The sequence below is a fragment of the Faecalicatena sp. genome (assembly GCF_058819085.1).
Genome location: NZ_JBZUUL010000006.1, coordinates 43,862 through 65,785, shown reverse-complemented (window position 1 = coordinate 65,785; position 21,924 = coordinate 43,862). Strand labels below are relative to the sequence as shown.

Annotated in this window: 18 protein-coding genes; 13 read left to right on the top strand and 5 right to left on the bottom strand. The window is 47.0% G+C overall.

Annotated features, from left to right (window positions below; all coding sequences use genetic code 11):
* Window positions 1–21 precede the first annotated feature (21 nt).
* Window positions 22–1,338 carry a replication-associated recombination protein A gene (locus tag AC4OGX_RS04620; RefSeq protein ID WP_493328766.1) on the top strand — a complete coding sequence of 439 codons (1,317 nt, stop codon included), beginning with the start codon at window positions 22–24 and terminating at the stop codon, window positions 1,336–1,338.
* Here the strand turns inward: AC4OGX_RS04620 and AC4OGX_RS04615 are convergent.
* The 3 genes from AC4OGX_RS04615 to AC4OGX_RS04605 are packed head-to-tail and all read right to left on the bottom strand — an operon-like array spanning window position 1,315 to window position 3,895.
* Window positions 1,315–1,827 (bottom strand): DUF4364 family protein, encoded by a 513-nt coding sequence (locus AC4OGX_RS04615; protein WP_493328765.1) that lies wholly within the window; start codon window positions 1,825–1,827, stop codon window positions 1,315–1,317. The genes AC4OGX_RS04620 and AC4OGX_RS04615 overlap by 24 nt on opposite strands.
* Entirely contained in the window at window positions 1,820–2,746 is a 927-nt protein-coding gene (mnmL, locus tag AC4OGX_RS04610; RefSeq protein WP_493328764.1) for a tRNA modification radical SAM protein MnmL/YtqA, read from the bottom strand. The genes AC4OGX_RS04615 and mnmL overlap by 8 nt, the downstream gene beginning before the upstream one ends.
* Complete coding sequence (locus AC4OGX_RS04605; RefSeq protein WP_493328763.1) at window positions 2,747–3,895, bottom strand: NAD(P)-dependent malic enzyme; 1,149 nt, start codon at window positions 3,893–3,895, stop codon at window positions 2,747–2,749.
* Between the two features lie 312 nt (window positions 3,896–4,207).
* On the opposite strand from AC4OGX_RS04605, the gene rho reads away from it, so the two are divergent.
* Window positions 4,208–5,557 carry a transcription termination factor Rho gene (gene rho, locus AC4OGX_RS04600; protein WP_493328762.1) on the top strand — a complete coding sequence of 450 codons (1,350 nt, stop codon included), beginning with the start codon at window positions 4,208–4,210 and terminating at the stop codon, window positions 5,555–5,557.
* Between the two features lie 92 nt (window positions 5,558–5,649).
* Here the strand turns inward: rho and AC4OGX_RS04595 are convergent, their stop codons facing one another.
* Window positions 5,650–6,411, bottom strand: coding sequence for a sulfite exporter TauE/SafE family protein (locus tag AC4OGX_RS04595; protein WP_493328761.1), 762 nt, complete (start codon window positions 6,409–6,411; stop codon window positions 5,650–5,652).
* Between the two features lie 274 nt (window positions 6,412–6,685).
* Between AC4OGX_RS04595 and rpmE the strand changes: the two genes are divergently transcribed.
* The 10 genes from rpmE to AC4OGX_RS04545 all read left to right on the top strand — a co-directional run bounded on the left by rpmE (window position 6,686) and on the right by AC4OGX_RS04545 (window position 19,015).
* Window positions 6,686–6,886: a 50S ribosomal protein L31 gene (gene rpmE / locus AC4OGX_RS04590; RefSeq protein WP_122643086.1), complete on the top strand. Its 201-nt coding sequence runs from the start codon at window positions 6,686–6,688 to the stop codon at window positions 6,884–6,886.
* A 130-nt stretch (window positions 6,887–7,016) separates the two neighbouring features.
* Window positions 7,017–8,024, top strand: coding sequence for a DUF1385 domain-containing protein (locus AC4OGX_RS04585; protein WP_493328760.1), 1,008 nt, complete (start codon window positions 7,017–7,019; stop codon window positions 8,022–8,024).
* 4 nt (window positions 8,025–8,028) lie between these two features.
* Entirely contained in the window at window positions 8,029–8,895 is an 867-nt protein-coding gene (prmC, locus tag AC4OGX_RS04580) for a peptide chain release factor N(5)-glutamine methyltransferase (RefSeq protein WP_493328759.1), read from the top strand.
* Window positions 8,896–8,937: 42 nt separating this feature from the next.
* Complete coding sequence (gene prfA, locus AC4OGX_RS04575) at window positions 8,938–10,011, top strand: peptide chain release factor 1 (protein ID WP_493328758.1); 1,074 nt, start codon at window positions 8,938–8,940, stop codon at window positions 10,009–10,011.
* Window positions 10,012–10,105: 94 nt separating this feature from the next.
* Window positions 10,106–11,305 carry a helix-turn-helix transcriptional regulator gene (locus AC4OGX_RS04570; RefSeq protein ID WP_493328757.1) on the top strand — a complete coding sequence of 400 codons (1,200 nt, stop codon included), beginning with the start codon at window positions 10,106–10,108 and terminating at the stop codon, window positions 11,303–11,305.
* A 360-nt stretch (window positions 11,306–11,665) separates the two neighbouring features.
* Window positions 11,666–13,078: an MFS transporter gene (locus tag AC4OGX_RS04565; RefSeq protein WP_493328756.1), complete on the top strand. Its 1,413-nt coding sequence runs from the start codon at window positions 11,666–11,668 to the stop codon at window positions 13,076–13,078.
* 16 nt (window positions 13,079–13,094) lie between these two features.
* Window positions 13,095–15,872 (top strand): family 78 glycoside hydrolase catalytic domain, encoded by a 2,778-nt coding sequence (locus tag AC4OGX_RS04560; protein ID WP_493328755.1) that lies wholly within the window; start codon window positions 13,095–13,097, stop codon window positions 15,870–15,872.
* On the top strand, window positions 15,869–16,711 hold the full coding sequence (locus AC4OGX_RS04555; protein WP_493328754.1) for an MBL fold metallo-hydrolase: 843 nt from the start codon (window positions 15,869–15,871) through the stop codon (window positions 16,709–16,711). The genes AC4OGX_RS04560 and AC4OGX_RS04555 overlap by 4 nt, the downstream gene beginning before the upstream one ends.
* Window positions 16,708–17,622, top strand: a complete 915-nt coding sequence (locus AC4OGX_RS04550) for an ROK family protein (protein ID WP_493328753.1) — start codon at window positions 16,708–16,710, stop codon at window positions 17,620–17,622. Before AC4OGX_RS04555 ends, AC4OGX_RS04550 begins: the two co-directional genes overlap by 4 nt.
* Complete coding sequence (locus AC4OGX_RS04545) at window positions 17,609–19,015, top strand: glycoside hydrolase family 1 protein (RefSeq protein WP_493328752.1); 1,407 nt, start codon at window positions 17,609–17,611, stop codon at window positions 19,013–19,015. Before AC4OGX_RS04550 ends, AC4OGX_RS04545 begins: the two co-directional genes overlap by 14 nt.
* A gap of 75 nt (window positions 19,016–19,090) precedes the next feature.
* Here AC4OGX_RS04545 and AC4OGX_RS04540 read toward each other — a convergent pair whose 3' ends face one another.
* Entirely contained in the window at window positions 19,091–19,708 is a 618-nt protein-coding gene (locus AC4OGX_RS04540) for a VanZ family protein (RefSeq protein WP_493328751.1), read from the bottom strand.
* 296 nt (window positions 19,709–20,004) lie between these two features.
* On the opposite strand from AC4OGX_RS04540, the gene AC4OGX_RS04535 reads away from it, so the two are divergent.
* Window positions 20,005–21,747, top strand: coding sequence for an ABC transporter ATP-binding protein (locus AC4OGX_RS04535; RefSeq protein ID WP_493328750.1), 1,743 nt, complete (start codon window positions 20,005–20,007; stop codon window positions 21,745–21,747).
* The last annotated feature ends 177 nt before the right edge of the window (window positions 21,748–21,924 follow it).

The window sequence follows — 21,924 nt, the reverse complement described above, 5'->3', positions numbered from 1 at the left end:
TCATACAGGGTTTGAAAAATTATGGATTTATTTGATTATATGAGAGAGACGAAGCAGGAGAAGGAGTCTCCGCTTGCATCCAGGATGCGTCCGACTACCCTGGACGAGGTCGTAGGGCAGCAGCATATTATCGGAAAGGACAAACTGTTATACCGTGCCATCAAGGCAGATAAGCTTGGTTCCCTGATCTTCTATGGGCCTCCGGGGACTGGCAAGACAACGCTTGCCAAGGTGATCGCCAATACTACAAGCGCGGAGTTTAAGCAGATCAACGCGACCATTGCCGGGAAAAAGGACATGGAGGAGGTTGTAAAAGGGGCGAAAGAGCTTCTCGGGATGTACCAGAAGAAAACAATACTATTCGTCGATGAGATCCACCGTTTTAATAAGGGGCAGCAGGACTACCTTCTTCCTTACGTTGAGGATGGCACGATCACGCTGATCGGTGCGACGACAGAAAATCCGTATTTTGAAGTGAATGGGGCCCTCCTGTCACGTTCCAGTGTGTTTGAACTGAAATCTTTAAGTAAAGAGGACGTGAAGACTCTTTTAAAACGTGCAGTTTATGATGATAAAAAGGGAATGGGGAGTTTTAAGGCGGAGATTGATGAGGATGCTTTGGAATTCCTGGCTGACGTATCCGGCGGTGATGCGAGAAATGCCTTGAATGCTGTAGAACTGGGAATACTGACCACACAGCGAAGTGAAGACGGTAAGATACATATCACCCTGGATGTGGCATCGGAGTGTATCCAGAAGAGGGTAGTGAGGTATGATAAGACCGGAGATAACCATTACGATACGATCTCGGCCTTCATCAAAAGCATGAGGGGGTCTGACCCTGATGCAGCCGTTTACTATCTTGCGAAAATGCTTTACGCAGGGGAGGATGTGAAATTCATTGCAAGGAGGATCATGATCTGTGCTTCCGAAGATGTGGGAAATGCGGACCCGATGGCATTGACTGTGGCCGTTTCCGCAGCGCAGGCAGTGGAGCGGATCGGAATGCCGGAATCCCAGATCATCCTGGCACAGGCGGTGACCTATGTCGCCTCTGCACCGAAAAGTAATTCTGCTACAAATGCGATCTTTGCGGCCATGGAAAGTGTCAAGCATGAAAAGACGACCGTACCGTCACACCTCCAGGATGCGCATTATAAGGGGTCACAGAAATTGGGCCATGGAATCGGCTACAAATATGCACATGATTATCCGAACCACTATGTAGACCAGCAGTATCTGCCGGATGAAATAAAAGACGCCAGGTTCTATGAACCGGGCGTCCTGGGTTATGAAAAAACGATCAAAGAACATTTAGAGAAGCTTCGTCAGGAGTAAAGTATAGATATCCTGACTCTGGCTCGTCCAGTTATTTGCGATGGTTTCGGCCTCGACCTCCGTAGGAACAGTAAGTTTCAGGTCGATCAGGCTGAAACCATTTTCTACGATCTGGCACTGTACCTCATATTCATGGTTCGTGTTCAGATAATAGTCAGATTTGATGGCAACCTCTTCCTTGAGATCATATCTTTTTTCTTTTAAAAATTCATCGATATCCTTTTGTATAGCAGGAGAAATTTTATTCTTAAAAAACTGAATGGTTTCTTCTCCGCCTGTTGTCAGATGATACAAGGTCCTGTTATGTGTGGTCTCAACCCTTAAAAGGCCGGAGTCCACCATCTCTGCCAACGTTTCCTGCAGTTTGAAGTAGGTGGTGTATCCCTTATCCAGTATAAACTCTGAAATCTGAGAAGTCGTCAGCGGAAAATCGACTCTTTCTAACATGTATAAAACAATCAGCTTATATAATGTAAATGTTTCACTCATGATACTCCTTTCCCTGCCAGATATCCTGTTCTTTCAGATAGCGGTGCAGTGTGTTTAGTACAGTCCTTTTCTGGCTGGTCCATAGAGGGGCAACCAGAAGATCGCTTGGTCCGTCCCCTGTCAGCCGGTGAATGGTGATCCGGGGATTCAAGTGTGAGACACATGTTCCTAAAAACCTGATATATTCCATCATATCAGGAACTGGGAATGGCCGTTTCTCATATTCTGCCGCAAGGTCTGTCCCTTTTAAGATATGCAGAAGCTGAAGCTTTATTCCTTGAATATCCATATGATTAAGATAATCCAGGGTTTCAAGCATCTGTTCCTTAGTTTCTCCGGGGAGGAACAGGATCGTATGGACGATCACCGTGATGCCCAGTTTTCGAAGGTCCCTTACTGCCTTTTCAAATACAGGGAGCTCATAGCCTCTGCGGATAAAAGAGGCGGTGTCAGGGTGGATCGTTTGTAATCCAAGTTCTACCCACACAGGCTTAATCGTGTTGATCCTTCCAAGCAGTTCCAAGACATCATCTCCAAGACAGTCAGGCCTGGTGGCGATGGAGAGGATCCTGACTTCTTCATCCTGGACCGCCTCCATGTACAGCCTCTCAAGCCGTCTGACCGGGGCATAAGTATTGGTGAATGCCTGAAAGTACGCGATGTAGGAGTGGACCGGGCGTTTCCCGTTCAATTCCTTTTTCCCGCGGTTTATCTGTTCGGAAACCGGGAGGGATCTGGAACCTGCAAAATCACCGGAACCACTGGCACTGCAGAAAATACAGCCGCCTGTTCCGACTTTCCCATCCCGGTTCGGACAGGTCATTCCGCCGTCTAACGTGATCTTATAAACTTTTTCTCCATAAATCTGTTTCAAATCATAATCGAGTGAGTGGTAACGTTTTTCACCCCAACGGTTCATCTATATCAATTCCTTTACCGCTTTGCTGACTGCCTCGGCAACGCGCGGATCAAATGCCTCTGGAAGGATATTGTCCTCATTGAGGTCCTCATCGGCTACCAGTCCTGCGATCGCTTTGGCAGTTGCTAGTTTCATATCTTCTGTAATCTGAGTGGCTCTTCCTTCTAATGCACCTTTGAAAATGCCGGGGAATGCAACTACGTTGTTAACCTGGTTCGGGAAATCAGAACGTCCTGTTCCAACGACCCTGGCACCAGCCTCTTTTGCAAGGTCCGGCATGATCTCGGGCACCGGGTTTGCCATGGCGAAAAGAATCGCGTCCTGATTCATGGAAGCTACCATTTCTTTCGTAACAATATTCGGAGCAGATACGCCTACGAAAATGTCGGCTCCAACGAGCGCATCTGCCAGAGTTCCTGTCTTTCCTTCCAGGTTGGTGACCTCGGTCATCTGTTTCTGCATCCAGTTCAGGTTTGGGGAGGCTTTGCTGATAATACCGTTGATATCACACATGGTCACATTCGGGAAGCCGTATGTAAGAAGCAGTTTAGTGATGGCGACTCCTGCGGAACCTGCACCGTTTACAACTACTTTACAGTCCTCCATCTTCTTGCCTGTCACTTTTAATGCATTGATGATCCCGGCCAGTACAACAATGGCGGTACCGTGCTGGTCATCATGGAAAACAGGGATGTCCAGGAGTTCCTTTAGACGCGCTTCGATCTCGAAGCAGCGCGGTGCACAGATGTCTTCCAGGTTGATCCCGCCGAAGGCAGGGGCAATGTTGACAACGGTTTTGATGATCTCTTCTGTATCCTGGGTATCCAGGCAGATCGGCACTGCATTGACTCCGCCGAATTCCTTGAACAGGACAGCCTTTCCTTCCATGACCGGCATGGCTGCTCTGGCACCGATGTTGCCAAGTCCCAGGACTGCGCTTCCGTCGGATACGACAGCTATCGTATTTGCTTTGATGGTATATTTATAAGCGGCATCCGGGTCGCCGGCGATCACCTTGCAGGGTTCAGCCACACCTGGAGTATAGGCAATGGCAAGGTCCTCTCTGGAATTCACATGAGATTTGGCCGTGGTCTCGATTTTACCGTTCCATTGTTCATGCATTTGTAATGCTTTTTCACTGTTTGTCATTTTGTTACCTCGCTGTCTATAAATTTTCTTCTTATTACTTATATCTGTTCATTATCATATCACTCTTGGAAAAGCAACGCAAGCGTGAAAGGTGGAGGATTCCAACACTTTTTCAAAAAAAACTTTCCTTTTTACCAGGGATGATGTATAATGGGTTCAGATTTGATATATATCTTATTGGAGACAGGCATACAAAGATGTGTCTGATTTCGGACAAGTCACTTCAGACTAAGGTTCCCGCAGCATTTTTTATAAAATGAATACATGGACAAAGTAACAGTGATCAATCGTTTATAGAAAGGAAAGGTATTTATGACAAGAGAAAAGTATGAATCTCTGCCTCTTGCTACGCTCAAAGACCTGGCAAAGGCAAGAAAAATGAAAGGTGTATCCACCATGAAGAAGAGCGAGCTTATTGATGCTATGCTTGCACAGGACGAAAAAGAAAAGATGGAAGAAGCGAACGCAGAAGCAAAAGAAGAAGTAAAAGAGGAAATGAAGGACAAGAAGGAAGCGACAGATATCGAGCAGCTTGACAGCGGGGAGACTGCTGACGGTATCCTGGAAGTCCTGCCGGATGGATATGGATTCATACGCTGCGAGAACTATCTGCCGGGAGAAAAGGATGTTTATGTTTCTCCGTCCCAGATCCGCAGATTTAACTTAAAAACGGGTGATATCATTACCGGTAATAAAAGGATCAAGACACAGTCTGAGAAGTTCAGTGCTCTTTTGTATGTTTCAACTATAAATGGATTGAAGCCGGCAGAAGCCATGAAACGCAGTAATTTTGAAGATCTGACCCCGATTTTCCCGAACCAGCGCCTGCGTCTGGAAACACCGGGAAGCTCTACGGCTATGAGGATCGTAGACCTGCTTTCCCCGATCGGTAAGGGACAGCGTGGTATGATCGTTTCTCCTCCGAAGGCAGGTAAGACGACCCTGTTGAAGGAGGTCGCACTTTCCGTACAGAAGAGAGAGCCGAATATGCACCTGCTGATCCTTTTAATCGATGAGCGTCCTGAGGAGGTAACAGACATCAGGGAGGCGATCGCAGGACCGAATGTGGAGGTTATCTATTCAACATTCGATGAGCTCCCGGAACACCATAAGAGAGTATCTGAGATGGTGATCGAACGTGCGAAACGTCTGGTGGAGCACGGAAAAGATGTAATGATCCTTTTGGATAGTATCACAAGACTGGCACGTGCATACAACCTGACTGTACCGCCGTCAGGAAGAACTCTGTCCGGTGGTCTTGACCCGGCAGCACTTCATATGCCAAAGCGTTTCTTTGGTGCCGCAAGAAATATGAGAGAGGGCGGAAGCCTGACGATCCTTGCAACAGCGCTGGTTGAGACAGGAAGTAAGATGGACGATGTTGTATACGAGGAGTTTAAAGGTACCGGTAACATGGAGCTTGTCCTGGATAGGAAGCTGCAGGAAAAGAGAGTATTCCCGGCCATCGATATTCCGAAGTCAGGAACAAGAAGAGAAGATCTGCTGCTTTCCAGAGAAGAGCAGGATGCAGTATATATCATCCGCAGGGCACTCAACGGATTGAAAGCAGAGGAAGCTGTGGACAACCTCTTGACGATGTTCTCACAGACCAAAAACAATTCAGAACTGGTACAGACTGTTATCAAAAAGAAATTTATATAGTATCCTCTTAAAATAAGCGGATATTTTAAATGAGTCGAAATATAAAAACCGGGAATCTTTCTAAGCAGATTCCCGGTTTGTAAAAACATTGCCTAATACACTTTCAGTACCTTTAAGAGTAAAAGAAACAGAACCAAAAGGATACTCGGTTTTACGATCTTTGAGCCATTCTTCATGACCATCCCTGCACCCAGGTAGCCGCCTGCCATGTTGCAGAGTGCTGCAGCGATCCCTACAGGGATCAGTACCTGGCCGTTCAGCAGGAAGATCACAAGAGAGGTAATATTTGTAGTGAGGTTGATGACCTTGGCCTGACCGTTGGAGGTCTTGATGCTCAGCTTTGCGAACACGGTAAATGCAATGATCAGGAAGGTTCCGGTCCCCGGACCGTAAAAGCCGTCATACATGCCTATGATCAGGGCTGCGATCGTGGCTGTGAGATAGGTCCTTTTATCCAAGGTGACCGTATCGCTGCCATTGTCATGGAACAGTTTTTTATTTAGTACGAGAAAAGCAGATACCGGCAGGATCCCGATCAGTACATACAGCATGATCTTCTCCGGGACGATCATAGAAATATGCGCTCCGATGGAAGATCCAATGATCGCCGCGATGACAGAAGGGATGGCGAGTTTAAAGTTGACCAATCCGTTTTTGATAAAGCGGAAGGTGGCAAGTGCTGTCCCGCATGTGGAAGACATTTTGTTTGTAGCAACAGCCGTATGAGGCGGCAGTCCCGCGATCAGATAGGCCGGCAGTGAGATGAGTCCGCCGCCCCCGCCGATGGCATCTACCAGTCCTGCGAGGAATAAAAAGGGACAGACTATCATGAATGTAGTAGCAGTGATTTCCATAAAAAAGCTCTCCTTTGTAATAAACTTACGCAGGAAAAGTATATCATAAATACAAACTTCGTGAAAGACTTTAATAAGTGTTCGGGTATATGTCTTACTAAAAATCAGGTTCAGCATAGTTATGTATGAGTATGAAACCATGAAAAAGATTTTTTTCAGGGAGTTTCACAGATTATTCTGAAAAATAACTTGCAAAACTAGAAATCTTATGATACAATAACAAAGCTGTTTAGAGATTATAATAACTATATTTTGAAATAGAGAGGTGAAAATCATGAGAGAAGGAATCCATCCAGAGTACCATCAGGCAACAGTAACCTGCAACTGCGGGAACACATTTGTAACAGGATCTACAAACAAGGAGATCCACGTAGAAATCTGTTCTAAATGCCATCCATTCTACACTGGACAGCAGAAAGCTAACCAGGCTCGTGGACGTGTTGATAAGTTCAATAAGAAATATGGTATTAAATAAGAATGATTTTTTGCAGGCTGAGGTGAATATCTCAGCCTGTTGTTAAATTACATATCATATATCATAAAGGTCAGCAACTTCCGGGGGAAGGAACTGACCCTTTTCAGGTATATTAAGGACAGGAGGGAACATGAAGTCATCTAATATAGGCGGTCAGGCAGTACTGGAAGGCATTATGATGAAGAATAAGGATCAGTATGCCGTTGCAGTGAGAAAGCCTGACAAAGAAATTGCAGTAAGTGTTGAGACATATAAGAGCGTGATCCCGTGGAAAGCGGTAACGAAGATCCCGTTCATCAGAGGCATTTTTAACTTTGTGGATTCCATGGTTCTGGGTATGAAGACGCTGATGTTTTCCGCAAGCTTTTTTGAGGAAGAGGAGGAGACTAAGGCGGTACTTACCGAGGAGGAGATGGAGAAGCGGGAGAAGAAAGAGAAGATGCTCATGAATCTTACCGTAGCCTTTTCCGTAGTGCTGGCGGTAGCTATCTTTATGGTCCTTCCGTACTTTTTGAGTAATATCCTGAGAAAACATATCTCCTCCAGGGGAGCAATCACCATTTTAGAGGGGATCATCCGCGTCGGGATTTTTCTGGCATACATTCTGCTTGTATCAAGGATGGAGGATATCCAGAGGACCTTCATGTATCATGGTGCGGAGCACAAATGTATCAACTGTATAGAACATGGTCTCACTTTAAATGTGGAGAATGTCAGGAAAAGCTCCAAGCAGCATAAACGCTGCGGGACAAGCTTTTTGTTTTTTGTTATGATCGTGAGTATCATCTTCTGCTTTTTTATTACTACGGATTCCCAGATCATGAGGGTAGTGCTGCGTATTGCGCTTTTCCCGCTGATCGCAGGGGTATCCTATGAGATTATCAAGCTGGCAGGGAACAGCGATAATTTTCTGGTCAATCTTTTGAGCAGACCGGGACTCTGGGTACAGAACCTGACGACAAAAGAACCCGATGACAGCATGATCGAGGTTGCGATCTGTGCAGTTGAGGCGGTATTTGACTGGAAATCATATCAGGCAGAGAATTTCGGCGGTCAGGATGAGGCGGGAAAGCCGTGTGAAAATACTATGCAGATTCCTTCATCTGACAGGCAGACAGGGTCTGCTGCGGAGGTCTAGTGCTATGACGATGCAGGAAGCATATGAGCAGGGGGAAAAACGTCTGACTCTAGCAGGGATCGAAGAGGCACGCCTGGATGCATGGTATCTTTTGGAGCATGTGACCGGAGTCAGCCGGGCGAGGTACTATGTCATGCCGGGAAAAGAGCTGAGTGAAGCCGAGGAGCAGAAGTATCTATATTATATAGAAGAAAGAGCCGGGCGTGTCCCGCTTCAGCATCTGACCGGGGTGCAGGAGTTTATGGGACTTTCGTTCCGGGTGAATGAACACGTATTGATTCCAAGACAGGATACAGAGACCGCTGTGGAAGAGGCGGTCAGGGTGATCAGACAGGAGGCTTCGGACATTCCTGTCTTCCGTATTCTGGATATGTGTACAGGGTCCGGCTGTATTCTTTTAAGTGTTCTGCATTATGGCAGGAAAGAGGGCACAGTCAGATTGGAGGGCATCGGAGCCGATATTTCCGAAGAGGCCCTGCAGGTTGCACGGGAAAATGCGGGAGCACTTCATATAGAAGCTGGTTTTCAGAAAAGCGATCTGTTTGAGAAAATAGACGGCACATATCAGATGATCATTTCCAATCCGCCCTATATCAGGACGGATGTGATTGAAACTCTCCAGGAGGAAGTGAAGCGCCACGATCCCTGGATCGCATTGGACGGGAAAGAAGACGGTCTTTATTTTTACAGGAAGATCACTGTACAGGCAGGACGATATCTTACCCGGGGCGGTACACTGATCTTTGAGATCGGATCTGACCAGGGGGAAGCGGTGAAGACACTGATGCAGGAAGCCGGTTACAGGAATATCATGGTAAAAAAGGATCTCGCAGGTCTTGACCGTGTCGTCATTGGCGTGTATGATAGGTAAGTAAGCGTTGGAAACGCAGGTAGTGAGAAAGGATAGAGAAAGATGTTTGACAGATTAGAAGATTTGCTGATCCGTTACGAAGAAGTGATGGGCGAATTACAGGAGCCGGATGTGGCGAATGACCCGGAGCGTTTTCGGAAACTGATGAAGGAACAAAGTGATTTGGGTCCGATCGTAGAAGCATTTAAAGAATATAAGCAGTGTAAGCAGAATATAGAGGACAGCCTTGTTATGCTGGATGAGGAGTCTGACGAGGAGATGCGCGAGCTGGCAAAGGAAGAGCTCAATGAGTCCAAGGCCCGTGTCGAAGAGTTAGAGCAGGAGCTTAAGATTCTGCTTCTTCCAAAAGACCCGAACGACGACAAGAACGTTATCGTAGAGATCCGTGCAGGTGCAGGCGGAGATGAGGCTGCATTGTTTGCGGCAGAGGTTTACCGCATGTATGTACATTATGCAGAGGGACGCCGCTGGAGGATCGAGATGATCTCCCTCAACGAGAACGGCATCGGCGGTTTCAAGGAGTGTGTCTTCATGATCACAGGACAGGGTGCGTATTCCCGTTTGAAGTACGAAAGCGGTGTACACCGTGTACAGCGTGTGCCTGAGACAGAGAGCGGCGGAAGGATCCATACCTCCACGATCACGGTTGCGATCATGCCGGAGGCGGAGGAAGTGGATGTAGTGATCGATGATAAGGATATCCGTATCGACGTGATGCGTGCGTCAGGTAACGGTGGACAGTGTGTCAATACGACGGACTCCGCGGTACGTCTGACCCACTATCCGACGGGGATCGTCATCTACAGCCAGACAGAGAAGTCCCAGTTGCAGAACAAAGACAAGGCATTCAGGCTGCTGCGTTCCAAGCTGTATGAGCTGGAGCTTGAGAAGCAGCAGGCATCCGAGGCTGAGGCAAGAAGAAGCCAGATCGGAACCGGTGACAGATCCGAGAAGATCAGAACCTACAACTTCCCGCAGGGAAGAGTCACAGACCATCGGATCAAGCTGACACTGCATAAGCTGGATACGATTATGAACGGAGATCTGGATGAGATCATCGACAGTCTGATCGCGGCAGACCAGACAGCGAAGCTGGCGAAGATGAATGAAGAATAAGAGATAGAGGCAACGATCAGGAAAGAGGAAATTGGACGTTTGAAAAAATGACCAGTTTCCTCTTTTAAAAATATGGGAAAAGAAGGACAGGCGGATGGATACACTTTACTACGTCTTAAAACGGCTCTCCGGATTACTAAATGTGGGTATTTTCTGCATGAACAGCCAGGACAGAAGCCTTATGAGTTATCAGGAGAATTTGGACAGCAGTCCAATCTATCACAGTGCGCCTCTAAGAGAGGGACTTCTGGAAGGGGCTCAAAACCAGGAGGAACCTTATATCTATCGGGATGAGTATAAGGTTTATTTTGCCTGTATACGGGCCGAAGACTTATTTTATCTGATCGGTCCGATGAGCCTGGAACTGTTAGAACGCATGGAGCTGCACCAGTTTTACAGGGCCTATGGGATTGAGGCCGCGAATGAGAAGAGATTGAAGCACTTTACATTTTCAGAAATGCTGGACATCGTCGAGACAGTTACGAATCTGGTGACAGGCAGAGAGTATACAGACAAGGAATTGATCTATGCGAACCGGATCGTGACAGATACGAAAGAGCAGGAGGAACGGGAACATGTGATGTTCCGTAAGGAAACGGGGGAGGAAGAGCTGTACCACCACACCTATCAGGAAGAGCGCAAACTCTTAGACAGCGTGAGAGAGGGGCGGGTTGAGGATGCCTTAAGCTACAGCAGGAGTATGGATGCTGACCTTGGAAAACTTTCCAAAAAGGAGCTGAATCACTGGAAAAATGTGGCGGTCGTTGCGATCACGCTCTGTACAAGGGCGGCGATAGACGGCGGGATCTCGCCTTACATTGCCTATCAGATCAGTGATTTCTATATTCAGAAAAGCGACAGCTGTACGGATATTGCCAGGATGATCCGGTATCGTGACCGTGCAGTGGAGGAGCTTACCCGGCAGGTGCGGCAGAAAAAGGGGAGAAGGACATCGAACTATGTGGAACGCTGTAAGGATTATGTGGACAAGAACTACCGGAAGAAAATATATCTTTTCGATATCGCGGAAAACCTTGGCCTGAGTGAGACCTATCTGTCCCGGCTGTTTAAGAAGGAGACTGGTGAAAGGCTGCAGGATTACATTGTCGGTGTCAGACTGGAACATGCGGCCAATCTTTTAAAGTATTCCAGGGAGCCAATATCGGATATTGCAGAATACGTTAATTTCCCGTCCCAGAGTTATATGGGGAAAGTATTTCAGAAAAAGTATAAGATGTCGCCGAAGCAGTACCGGGAGAGCCAAAGCCCATCGGAGTATTTCGATGAAGCATAATAATATTATGGGCTGTATGTTTAAAGTGGATGATATAACCATCAGGACAAAAAATAGCTATCCTCTACGGCAATAGAGGATAGTTGGTAACTATAAATTACTATGATATCCGAAGCGTAATCATCAGACGATGCAAGGTCTTTTGATAACTTCTAAGTAAATTATACCCGGGGGACTTGAATTTTTCAAGTCCCCTTTTTAAAACATTTTACAAACAGCGCGGGTGAACTGCAGCACATTTCTAAAATAAGGACAAAATAAATACAAAAACTGCAAAATAATGATATTCCAATAGTGACATTTCAAGTATCATATAACCACTGAAAGGCAAAATGAAAGATTCACTAAAGGAGGAGTACTATGTTAAACCTGGCTACAAAACATAATGACCCGGAAAAGACTCTGGGCTGGAATGAGAGGATCGGTTACGCATCCGCGGCATTTGGATGGAATATGATCAACGGAATCATCGGAACCTTCCTGACCGTCTACTTTACCAATGTTGCATTTTTGGACGCTGCGATCATTTCTACCATCATCGCAGTTTCCAAGGTGTTCGATGGAATCTCTGACCTGATCGTCGGACGTATGGTTGATAATACGAAGTCTAAAATGGGAAAGGCCCGGCCATGGCTGATGAGGATGTGCATTCCCTTCGCGATCGCGACGCTTCTGTTATTCTTTGTACCACAGAGTTTCCCGGCAGCAGTAAAGTATGTATATGTGTTTATTATGTATAACATCGTAAATACGGTCTGCCTGACCTGCATACAGGTCCCGTATTATTCTATGATCTCACTGTTGACGAGAAATGCGTATGAGAGAGGCTTTTTAGGAAATATCCAGCAGATCTTCCAGACGCTGGGAAATGTATTTATCAACTCTGTGTTTACGATCATGCTGGTAAAATTCTCAAGCAGCACAGAGACGTATTTTACACAGCAGGCATTTACTGTAACGATCGCGATTCTGTGCCTGCTCATGGTGATCGCAAACTTTATTACTGTATTTGCTACAAAAGAGCGTGTAACAGACCAGCCGGCAGGAGAAAGCAGACAGCAGGTGGAAAAGGTCAGCGCCATGACCGCGGTGAAGTCACTGCTCTCTAACAAATACTGGGTTATGATGTTCCTTGCTATGCTTTGCATTTTCTTTGTTATCATATTCTACTCCATCGGCGGGGTCTACTATGCGATCTATGTTCTCGGCGACATGGGACAGGTCAGCTGGATGAACAATGCGATTTCCATCGCGCAGTTCGCCGTGATGTTTGCAACACCGTTCTTCATGAAAAAGTTTGGAAAACGGCCGATCTATGCGGCAGGCATGCTTTGTCTGAGCATTGGATTTTTCGCTTTCGGACTGTTTGAGGACAGCGTACCGCTGATGATCGCATGCAATGCATTAAAGGGAGTCGGACTTGGAATGTCCGGTGGAATGGCCCTGGGAATGGTTGCAGATGCCATCCTGTACGGAGAGTTAAAAACAGGAGTCAATGCAGTCGGCATGGGAAATGCGGGTACTTCTGCTGCGCAGAAGCTGGGCCTTGGGCTTGGTCAGGCAATCTTCGGATGGGTTCTTGCAGGTGCAGGATTCGACGCTTCCCTGGATGCGCAGGGGATCGCACAGCCTGAAAGTGTGATCACAGCGATCAAGTTTATGTATAACTACATACCTATGATCATGTGTGCTGTTATCTTTGTCATGATGCTTTTGTTCTTCCATCTTGATAAGGATTTAAAGAAACTGAAAATAGAAAAAGGAATGGAATAAAACAGGAGGAAATCGGATGAAGGTATCAGAAGTTCGAATCAATGGGATGGATCATCCGCTTGGATATCTGACAGAATGGATCAGCTGTTCCTGGAGGGTGACCGAAACGGCCGCAAAGAGTCAGAAGATGGCAGAGATCACAGTGGCAGCGGATGAAAAGATGCAGGATATCATCTTTGTAAAGAGTGGGGAGGATCTGTGCCAGGCGGGTGAAACCATAGAGCTGGAGCTAAGGCCCTATACCAGATATTATGTGCAGGTAAAAGTGACGACAGACTTAGGGGAGACCGCGGTGAGCACTCCTGTCTGGTTTGAAACGGCGAAACAGGAGGATGAATGGACCGGTACCTGGATCACGACGGACTGCGATGACACCTTTCATCCCACATTTATCAAAGAATTTGCTGCTGAGAAGGAGGTCGTATCCGCACGGCTTTTTATCTCCGGGCTGGGACTCTATACGGCATTTTTAAACGGCAGAAGGATCGGAGAAGAGGTCCTGACTCCCTATTACAGCAATTATCATGATGAGATACAGTATATCACCTATGATATTCTTGACCTGTTAAAGAAAGAGCCCGGGGCAGCCAACAGAATTGAGGTCTCTCTCGGCAACGGCTGGTATAAGGGCCGTTTCGGTCTGGGGGACCGCAGGGAAAACTTTGGAAGCAGATTTCAGATAATCGCGGATATCCGCCTTGTTTATACAGATGGAACGAAAGAAACCATCGGCACCGATGCTTCCTGGAAATATCAGGGATCTGACACCGCATTCAGTGACATTTATGACGGCGAGGTCATTGACCGTCTGCTCTGGGAAGCGAAAGAAAATCCGGAGAAGAACGCTGTTCCCACCAGGGCAGAGGGAAAACTGACGGCCAGATACAGCCTGCCTGTACTGGAGATGGAGACCCTTCCGGTCAAAGCGATCCTCCATACCCCGGCAGGCGAGACTGTGCTGGATTTTGGACAGAATTTCGCAGGTTACGTGGCATTTCATTCCAGAGCGCCAAAGGGGACGAGGATCGTGCTGGATTTCGGAGAGATCCTCCAGCATGGCAGTTTTTACAACGAAAACTATCGGTCCGCAAAGGCACAGTTCACCTACATTTCCGACGGAAGAGAAGAAGTTGTGAAGCCCCAGTTTACTTTTTACGGGTTCCGCTATGTGAGAGTCACCGGATGGGAAGGAGAGCTTAAGGCGGAGGATTTTACCGGGATCGCCGTGTATTCGAAGATGAAGGTGACAGGGTATATCGAAACCGGACATGAGGGTGTGAACCAGCTGTTTTCCAATACTATGTGGGGGCAGAAATCCAACTCCATCGACTTCCCGACAGACTGTCCGCAGAGAGACGAACGGCTGGGCTGGACCGGCGATGTCCAGATCTTCTCCGGGACGGCCAGCTATCATATGGATACGGCCGCATTTTATCATAAATTTCTCCATGATCTGCGAACGGAGCAGAAGAAGCTGGATGGGATCGTGCCGGGAGTCATTCCTGTATTCGAGGCTGAAGCTGCGATATTCAGCAGTATCTGGGGAGATATCGCCACGTTCCTTCCAATGGTGCTGTATGAGCATTACGGGGATAAAAATGCGTTAGAGGCGTATTATCCGATGATGAAGGAGTGGGTCGATAAGATCACAAGGGAGGATCAGAAAAGAGGACAGAGATTTCTCTTTGATTTCGGTGACCAGCTGGGAGACTGGCTGGCACTGGACGGGCGTACGCAGCAGAGCATGAAAGGCGGGACAGATGATTACTATATCGCCTCCTGTTATTATGCAATGTCGGCCAAAAAGACGGCCGATGCGGCAAAGGCGCTTGGGCTGCCGAAGGAGGAAGCGGTCTATCGTAAGCTTCACGAAAAGATACGTCAGGCGGTGATCCGGGAATATTTTTCCGCTGCAGGCAGGCTTTGCATCGATACGCAGACCGGCTATATCGTAGCTTTATACAGCGGCATCTATCCTGACAAAGAGCGGATCCTTGAGGGGCTTAAGGACCGTCTTTATAAAGATTGTTATAAACTCAAAGGCGGCTTTGTGGGGGCACCTGTTATGTGCCGCGTGATGGCGGAAAACGGCCTGGAGGAGGAAGCTTTTTATTTCCTGATGCAGGAGGAATATCCGGGCTGGCTGCACTGTGTGAATCTGGGCGCAACGACCGTATGGGAGAGATGGAATTCAGTCCTGGATAACGGCCTGGTAAGCGGAATCATGATGAACTCCCTGAACCATTATTCCTTCGGCACGGTGATGGAGTATCTCTACCGGAATGTGGCAGGACTAACGGCACTTGAACCAGGATTTAAGCGGGTGAAGATCAATCCGCTCATCCACAGGAAGCTTGGATTTATAAAGATGTCCTATGAATCTGTTTACGGAACTTACCGGGTGGAATGGGAGATCAAAAAGGATGGAAACGTGCATGTGCTGGCGGAGGTGCCTTTTGGCTGTACAGCAGAGATCCATCTGCCATTTTATAAGGGCGGGATAGAAAAGGTGGATGCCGGAATCTATGAATATGACTACCAGCCGGACCGTGATCTGCGCACCTTGTACACGAGAAAAACTCTGTTTAAAGAGATGGTGAAAGATGCAGAGGCAATGGAGATCATCGGCAGGATCTCTCCGGCTCTGAAGCATTTCCTGGAAAGCGGCGAGGAAGAGTTCTTACATGAGAGTCTGTCAACACTCTCAAGGATGGCTTTCCTGGGATTCCCTAAGGAAATGGTGGAAGCACTTGCCGGGGAGCTGACGAATTTAAAGGAGGTGCAGCAACGATGAATTTCTATACAAGCGAAGCGGTAAATGAGCATCTGACCTGCATCCGAAGCAGATCAGGAGAGCTTTTGTATCTGTTAGAAGGAGAAAAGGAGGCACTGCTGATCGACAGCTGTGCGGGAGTCGGTCATTTAAAAGAATATGTATTAAGCCTCACAGACCTTCCTGTTTCCCTGGTGTTGACCCACGGGCATGTGGATCATGCCATGGGGGCACCGGAATTTGAAACAGCCTACTTAAACCGAAAGGATCTGCCCATCTATCAGAGGCAGTGTGTCCTGGAGGAGAGGAAAGGGTACCTCGCAGCAGCCCTGAGAGAAGAGGCGGCAGAGATTGGGGACGGCGAATATGTAAAGACAGACCCGGACAAACACTTTCATCCTTTGACGGATGCAATGACAATAGATGCAGCGCCCTTTCACCTGGACTGTTATGCATTCCCGGGGCACACACCGGGAAGTATGGCTTTTCTGATCCGTGAGATGGGGATTTTGATTCTGGGGGATGCCTGTAACAATTCTACCTTCTTATTTGATCAGGACAGTTCTTCACTGGAAGCATACCGGGAGAGTGTGCTGAAAAATAAAAAGCGTCTGGAGGGAAGGTTCCAGCGGGTGTTTTTATCCCACCATGTGATGGAAACGGACACTGCTATCCTGGACAATATCCTGGAAGTCTGCGATCAGGCTTTAGCCGGAAAAGCGGATGATCTTCCTTTTGAATTCATGGGGATGACGGCTTATATTGCCAAAAAGTGCAATGAGCGGTTCGAGAGGGACGATAAAAAGAGCGGGAACATCATTTATAATAAGAGTAAACTTTATAAGGAAGGATATCGATGAAATATTTGGCGATAGATGTAGGGGGCACATTTACAAAGTATGCAGTCATCACGCAGGAGTGCCGGATCACAGAGAAGGATAAAATACCGACGACGATAGAACCGCTGGAGGATTTTCTTACATCCCTCGTAAAGATCTACGAGAAATATAAGGGAGAGGTGGAGGGAATTGCTCTGAGTATGGCCGGGATCATTGACAGTGAGGCCGGCTTCATGCATACAGGGGGGAATCTGACCTGTATCAAAGACCTGAATATTGTGGACATATTGGAACAGCGGTGCGGTGTGCATGTGACGGTGGAAAATGACGCAAAGTGTGCCGCACTGGCAGAGGTGTGGAAGGGATCCCTTGCAGACTGCAGCGATGCAGTGGTAGTCGTCTGCGGAACCGGGGTCGGCGGAGCAGTGATCCATGACCGAAAGGTGTTAAGAGGGTTCCACAATATGGCAGGCGAGTTCAGCTACATACTGACAGAGACTGCCCTAAAGTATTCCCTGGATCATACACTGGCAGGCAGCACAGGGATCAAAAACCTGCTTCGATTCGTGTCGGAAAGTACCGGGATACCCGCGGATGAGTTAGACGGGGAGAGAGTCTTTGCCATGGCTGAGTCAGGCGATGAAAAGGCTGTCTCGGGGATCCGGAGGTTTGCGCGTCGTCTTGCCGTCCAGATCAATAACTATCAGTTTATGTTTGACCCACAGCGTATCGCCATCGGCGGGGGGATCAGCGCACAGCCCTTATTTTTAAGGCTGATCAGAGAAGAACTGAAGAAGATCAATGAGGTGTATCCGTGGGATCTTCCGATGGCCGATGTGACGGCATGCAGATTCTTTAATGATGCAAATCTGATCGGAGCGGTTTATGCGCATATACAGGCAGTAAAGGAGGAGAAACATGTTTCCGGATAATTTTCTATGGGGCGGGGCAGTGGCCGCCAATCAGTGTGAAGGTGCTTACAACGAAGACGGAAAGGGGCTGTCCATACAGGATGTGATGCCCCATGGGATCAAAGGGCCGAGAACTGCCGGACCGACAGAAGATAATATGAAATTGACCGGCATAGATTTCTATCACCGCTATAAAGAAGATATCAAATTACTGGCGGAGATGGGATTTAAGGTATTTCGAACATCTATAGCCTGGAGCCGGATCTTTCCGAAGGGGGATGAAAAAGAGCCGAATGAAAAGGGGCTTTTGTTCTATGACCGCCTATTCGATGAGTGTCACAAATATGGAATCGAGCCTTTGGTCACGCTGTCCCATTATGAGACCCCCTTGTATCTGGCAGAGCATTATGACGGCTGGATCAATCCGAAGATGATCGGTTTTTATGAGAAGTATGTCACCACGGTATTTCAAAGATATAAGGACAAGGTCAAATACTGGCTGACCTTCAATGAGATCAACTCGATTATGAACTCTCCGTTTATGAGCGGCGGGATCAGCACACCAAAGGAGAAGCTCTCAGAATCCCAGCTCTATCAGGCCATCCATCATGAGATGGTGGCAAGCGCATCGGCAGTTAAAATTGCACACGAGATCAATCCCGATTTTCAGGTGGGATGTATGATCCTGAGTATGCCGGTGTACCCCTTGTCACCCAACCCGGATGATGTGATCAGGGCAATGGAAGAAACCCATCTGCATGAGATGTTTACGGAGATCCATGTGCGCGGAGAATATCCCGGATATATGAAGCGGTATATGAGAGAGCACGGGATTCGGATCAGGTTTGCCCCCGGTGATGAGGAGATTTTGAAGCATACGGTGGATTTTATCTCTTTCAGTTATTATGTCAGTGTCTGTGCGACTGCGGACGAGGAAAAAAATATCCGGGGAGAGGGCAATCTGCTGGGAGGGGTTCCGAATCCGACTCTAAAAGCAAGTGAGTGGGGATGGCAGATCGACCCGAAAGGACTTCGGTACATTTTAAATCAATTCTGGGATAAGTACCGAAAGCCGTTATTTATCGTGGAGAACGGACTTGGCGCGAAAGATCAGCTTGTGGATGATGGCAGCGGCGGGAAGACCGTGATCGATGATTACCGGATCAAATATATGAGAGATCATCTGCTTGAGGTCGCGGAGGCGATCGAAGACGGTGTGGAGGTGATGGGATATACAAGCTGGGGGTGTATCGATCTGGTAAGTGCATCGACAGCAGAACTAAAGAAACGTTATGGAATGATCTATGTGGACCGCAACGATGATGGGAGCGGAACGCTAAACAGATATAAGAAGAAAAGCTTTTACTGGTATCGGGATGTGATCGCGAGCAATGGGAAAAGTCTTTTTGATTAAACGGGGCCTTCATGGGCCCCGCTTTTTCGTTCATTTTCAGACCGGATTTATATAGAAGGAGTACATAGAAGGAATTTACATAAAGAATGTACGGATCATCCATCTCCAATTGTAGAACAGAAATTCCCCCAGAATACTCAGCACCAGATAGGCAGCCGCTTCCTTCTCTGAAACAGCGGCTTCCCGTTTTCCACCTTTAGGATGGAAGATACATACGAAGATGATCCAGGTGACATATCCAAGTACTGCGCCAAGTGTGTTCATGATCAGATCATCAATATCTGTCACACGGTTATTGAATAGCTGGCAGATCTCAATGGCAAAGGAGTACCCGGCCCCTGCACATAACACCTTAATCGGGGAGCGCATCTCCTTCCAGATAAAGGGAAGGAGGAATCCCAGAGGCATAAACATGAAGATGTTCAGGATCTGCGAAAATCCCGTTACATCTGTCAGAGGGATCAGGTTCATCTTATCAAAAGTCAGGATACTGTCATAATGTCCGATATCCCAGATTGTTCCGATTCCGGTCACAGACAACACCATGTATAGATATACAAGGAGGATTACGACCCAGATAAAATGCGGTCCTGTCAGATAATGGCTGCGCTTTTTCAGACGCAGAGCCATGTAAACAAAGCAGGGCAGCATAATACAGAGAAGTGGATAAAGGATCGTGATAATTGTGCTCATATGATTTCCTCCTGTGGGGTATTCTGAATTTGGTTGGTTTGCTTAAAACAGCAGCATTGCTGTGAAGAGCAGATCACATATTGAGATACTTTCATTTTTACAGATTCTTTTTAACATTTACTGGCTATTTTATTAAGAATTGTTTAATTAAGTGAAAATCCAAGGAACTGTGTGCTGGCCTGCCAGCAGTCGGTGAAATGTCAGATGAAGCAAAAATCAGGGGTGAGAGGTTTACAAATATGGTAAAACAGGAGTAATATGGTATTCGTAAAATGTTTTACAGGAGAGGAAAGATAATGAGAGAGAAATTGAAGAAGTTATTTGCCTATTATAAGCCTTACAGGGGGTTGTTTTACAGTGATATGTTTTTTGCCATTTTAGGAGCCGCAGTTACGCTGGTTCTGCCGCTGATCGTCAGATATATTACGAATGAGGTGGTATTTTTTGATGCGGCAGAGGCGAAGCATGCGATCGTTGTACTGGGGGCAGTGATGATCGGACTTGTGCTCCTGGAGGTTTTCTGTAATTTTTATATTGCGTATTTCGGACATATCATGGGAGCGAAGATGGAAGCGGATATGCGCAGTGATATCTTCGGACATTATCAGAAGCTGACATTTGCCTTCTATGATAACCAGAAGGTGGGACATCTTCTGTCCAGGATCACCAGTGACTTGTTCGATATCAGTGAACTTCTGCATCACGGGCCGGAGGATCTGGTGATCTCTATCATCAAGATTATCGGTTCTTTTATCATATTACTTACAGTCAATGTAAAGCTGGCGCTGGTCGCGTTTGCCTTCATCCCTGTGATGGCGGTGTTTGCTTTCTATTATAATGGTAAGATGAAGCGGGCGTTCAGGCGGACCAGAGAGCGGATCGCGGATATCAACGGGCAGATCGAGGACAGCCTTTCCGGGATCCGTGTGGTAAAATCTTTCGCAAATGAAAAAGTAGAAATGAAAAAGTTCAAAGTAGGGAATGATAACTTTGTGGCCGCAAAGAAACAGAATTATAAATATATGGGAATCTATTATTCAGGACTTGGAGCCATGAGTACATTGATCACCGTTGTTGTGCTGCTTTCCGGTGTGGGGATGATGCTCTCTAAGAGTATTGTTGTGACGGACCTGATCACATTCCTTCTGTATATCAATAATTTCACAGAACCTGTGAAAAAGCTGGTGAACTTTACAGAGCAGTTCCAGAACGGATACTCCGGATTTGAGAGATTTCTGGAGGTGCTTTCCATTGCACCGGATATTGCAGATGAACCGGATGCGGTTTCACTGGAACAGGTAAAGGGTGAGATAGAGTTTAAGGATGTTTCCTTCTATTATGAAAACGAGGACGATAAAGTGCTTGAGGATCTGAACCTGAAGGTGGGGGCAGGAGACTATATTGCACTGGTGGGCCCATCCGGTGTAGGGAAGACCACACTGTGCAGCCTGATCCCGAGATTTTACGAAGTCAGCGGAGGCAGTATCTATCTGGACGGCACGGATATCCGTCATATCAAGCTGGATGAGCTGAGAAATCATATTGGAATTGTACAGCAGGATGTTTACCTGTTCGCAGGGACGATCATGGATAATATCCGTTACGGAAGGCCGGAGGCGACGGATGAAGAGGTGATCCGTGCAGCAAAATGTGCGAATGCCCATGAGTTTATTATGAACTTTCAGGACGGGTATATGACAGATATCGGGCAGCGCGGCGTGAAGCTGTCAGGAGGACAGAAACAGCGTTTATCCATTGCACGGGTATTTTTAAAGAATCCGGAGGTCCTGATCTTTGACGAGGCAACCTCAGCGCTGGACAATGAGAGTGAGAAGGTGGTTCAGCAGTCCATGGAAAACCTGGCGAAGAACAGGACTACCTTTGTCATTGCACACAGGCTTTCCACGATCCGCAATGCTCAGCGTATCCTTGTTCTGACAGAAAAAGGGATCGCAGAAGAAGGAAATCATGAAGAACTGATGGAAAAGCAGGGGATCTATGCGGCACTTTACGCTATGCAGTTTAGAAAAAGCGAGTAAAGAGAAAAAACGAGTAGACATTGTCAGGCGGACAGAAATTTGTTATACTGTCAAAGTATATACCCAAAAAGTCATATAGTGATATTTGTGTTATGGGTAGATCCGCAGCATCAGCTGCAAAAGAAAAGACATTGATTAGGAAAAACATTCATCAAAAAACATTCAGAAAGAGAAGGT

Coding starts and splice junctions, on each gene's coding strand:
- AC4OGX_RS04535 (WP_493328750.1), top strand. CDS start 20,005: ATGAGAGAGAAATTGAAGAAGTTATTTGCCTATTATAAGCCTTACAGG.
- AC4OGX_RS04565 (WP_493328756.1), top strand. CDS start 11,666: ATGTTAAACCTGGCTACAAAACATAATGACCCGGAAAAGACTCTGGGC.
- AC4OGX_RS04555 (WP_493328754.1), top strand. CDS start 15,869: ATGAATTTCTATACAAGCGAAGCGGTAAATGAGCATCTGACCTGCATC.
- prmC (WP_493328759.1), top strand. CDS start 8,029: ATGACGATGCAGGAAGCATATGAGCAGGGGGAAAAACGTCTGACTCTA.
- AC4OGX_RS04585 (WP_493328760.1), top strand. CDS start 7,017: ATGAAGTCATCTAATATAGGCGGTCAGGCAGTACTGGAAGGCATTATG.
- AC4OGX_RS04620 (WP_493328766.1), top strand. CDS start 22: ATGGATTTATTTGATTATATGAGAGAGACGAAGCAGGAGAAGGAGTCT.
- AC4OGX_RS04570 (WP_493328757.1), top strand. CDS start 10,106: ATGGATACACTTTACTACGTCTTAAAACGGCTCTCCGGATTACTAAAT.
- AC4OGX_RS04545 (WP_493328752.1), top strand. CDS start 17,609: ATGTTTCCGGATAATTTTCTATGGGGCGGGGCAGTGGCCGCCAATCAG.
- rho (WP_493328762.1), top strand. CDS start 4,208: ATGACAAGAGAAAAGTATGAATCTCTGCCTCTTGCTACGCTCAAAGAC.
- AC4OGX_RS04540 (WP_493328751.1), bottom strand. CDS start 19,708: ATGAGCACAATTATCACGATCCTTTATCCACTTCTCTGTATTATGCTG.
- prfA (WP_493328758.1), top strand. CDS start 8,938: ATGTTTGACAGATTAGAAGATTTGCTGATCCGTTACGAAGAAGTGATG.
- AC4OGX_RS04595 (WP_493328761.1), bottom strand. CDS start 6,411: ATGGAAATCACTGCTACTACATTCATGATAGTCTGTCCCTTTTTATTC.
- AC4OGX_RS04560 (WP_493328755.1), top strand. CDS start 13,095: ATGAAGGTATCAGAAGTTCGAATCAATGGGATGGATCATCCGCTTGGA.
- AC4OGX_RS04615 (WP_493328765.1), bottom strand. CDS start 1,827: ATGAGTGAAACATTTACATTATATAAGCTGATTGTTTTATACATGTTA.
- AC4OGX_RS04605 (WP_493328763.1), bottom strand. CDS start 3,895: ATGACAAACAGTGAAAAAGCATTACAAATGCATGAACAATGGAACGGT.
- mnmL (WP_493328764.1), bottom strand. CDS start 2,746: ATGAACCGTTGGGGTGAAAAACGTTACCACTCACTCGATTATGATTTG.
- AC4OGX_RS04550 (WP_493328753.1), top strand. CDS start 16,708: ATGAAATATTTGGCGATAGATGTAGGGGGCACATTTACAAAGTATGCA.
- rpmE (WP_122643086.1), top strand. CDS start 6,686: ATGAGAGAAGGAATCCATCCAGAGTACCATCAGGCAACAGTAACCTGC.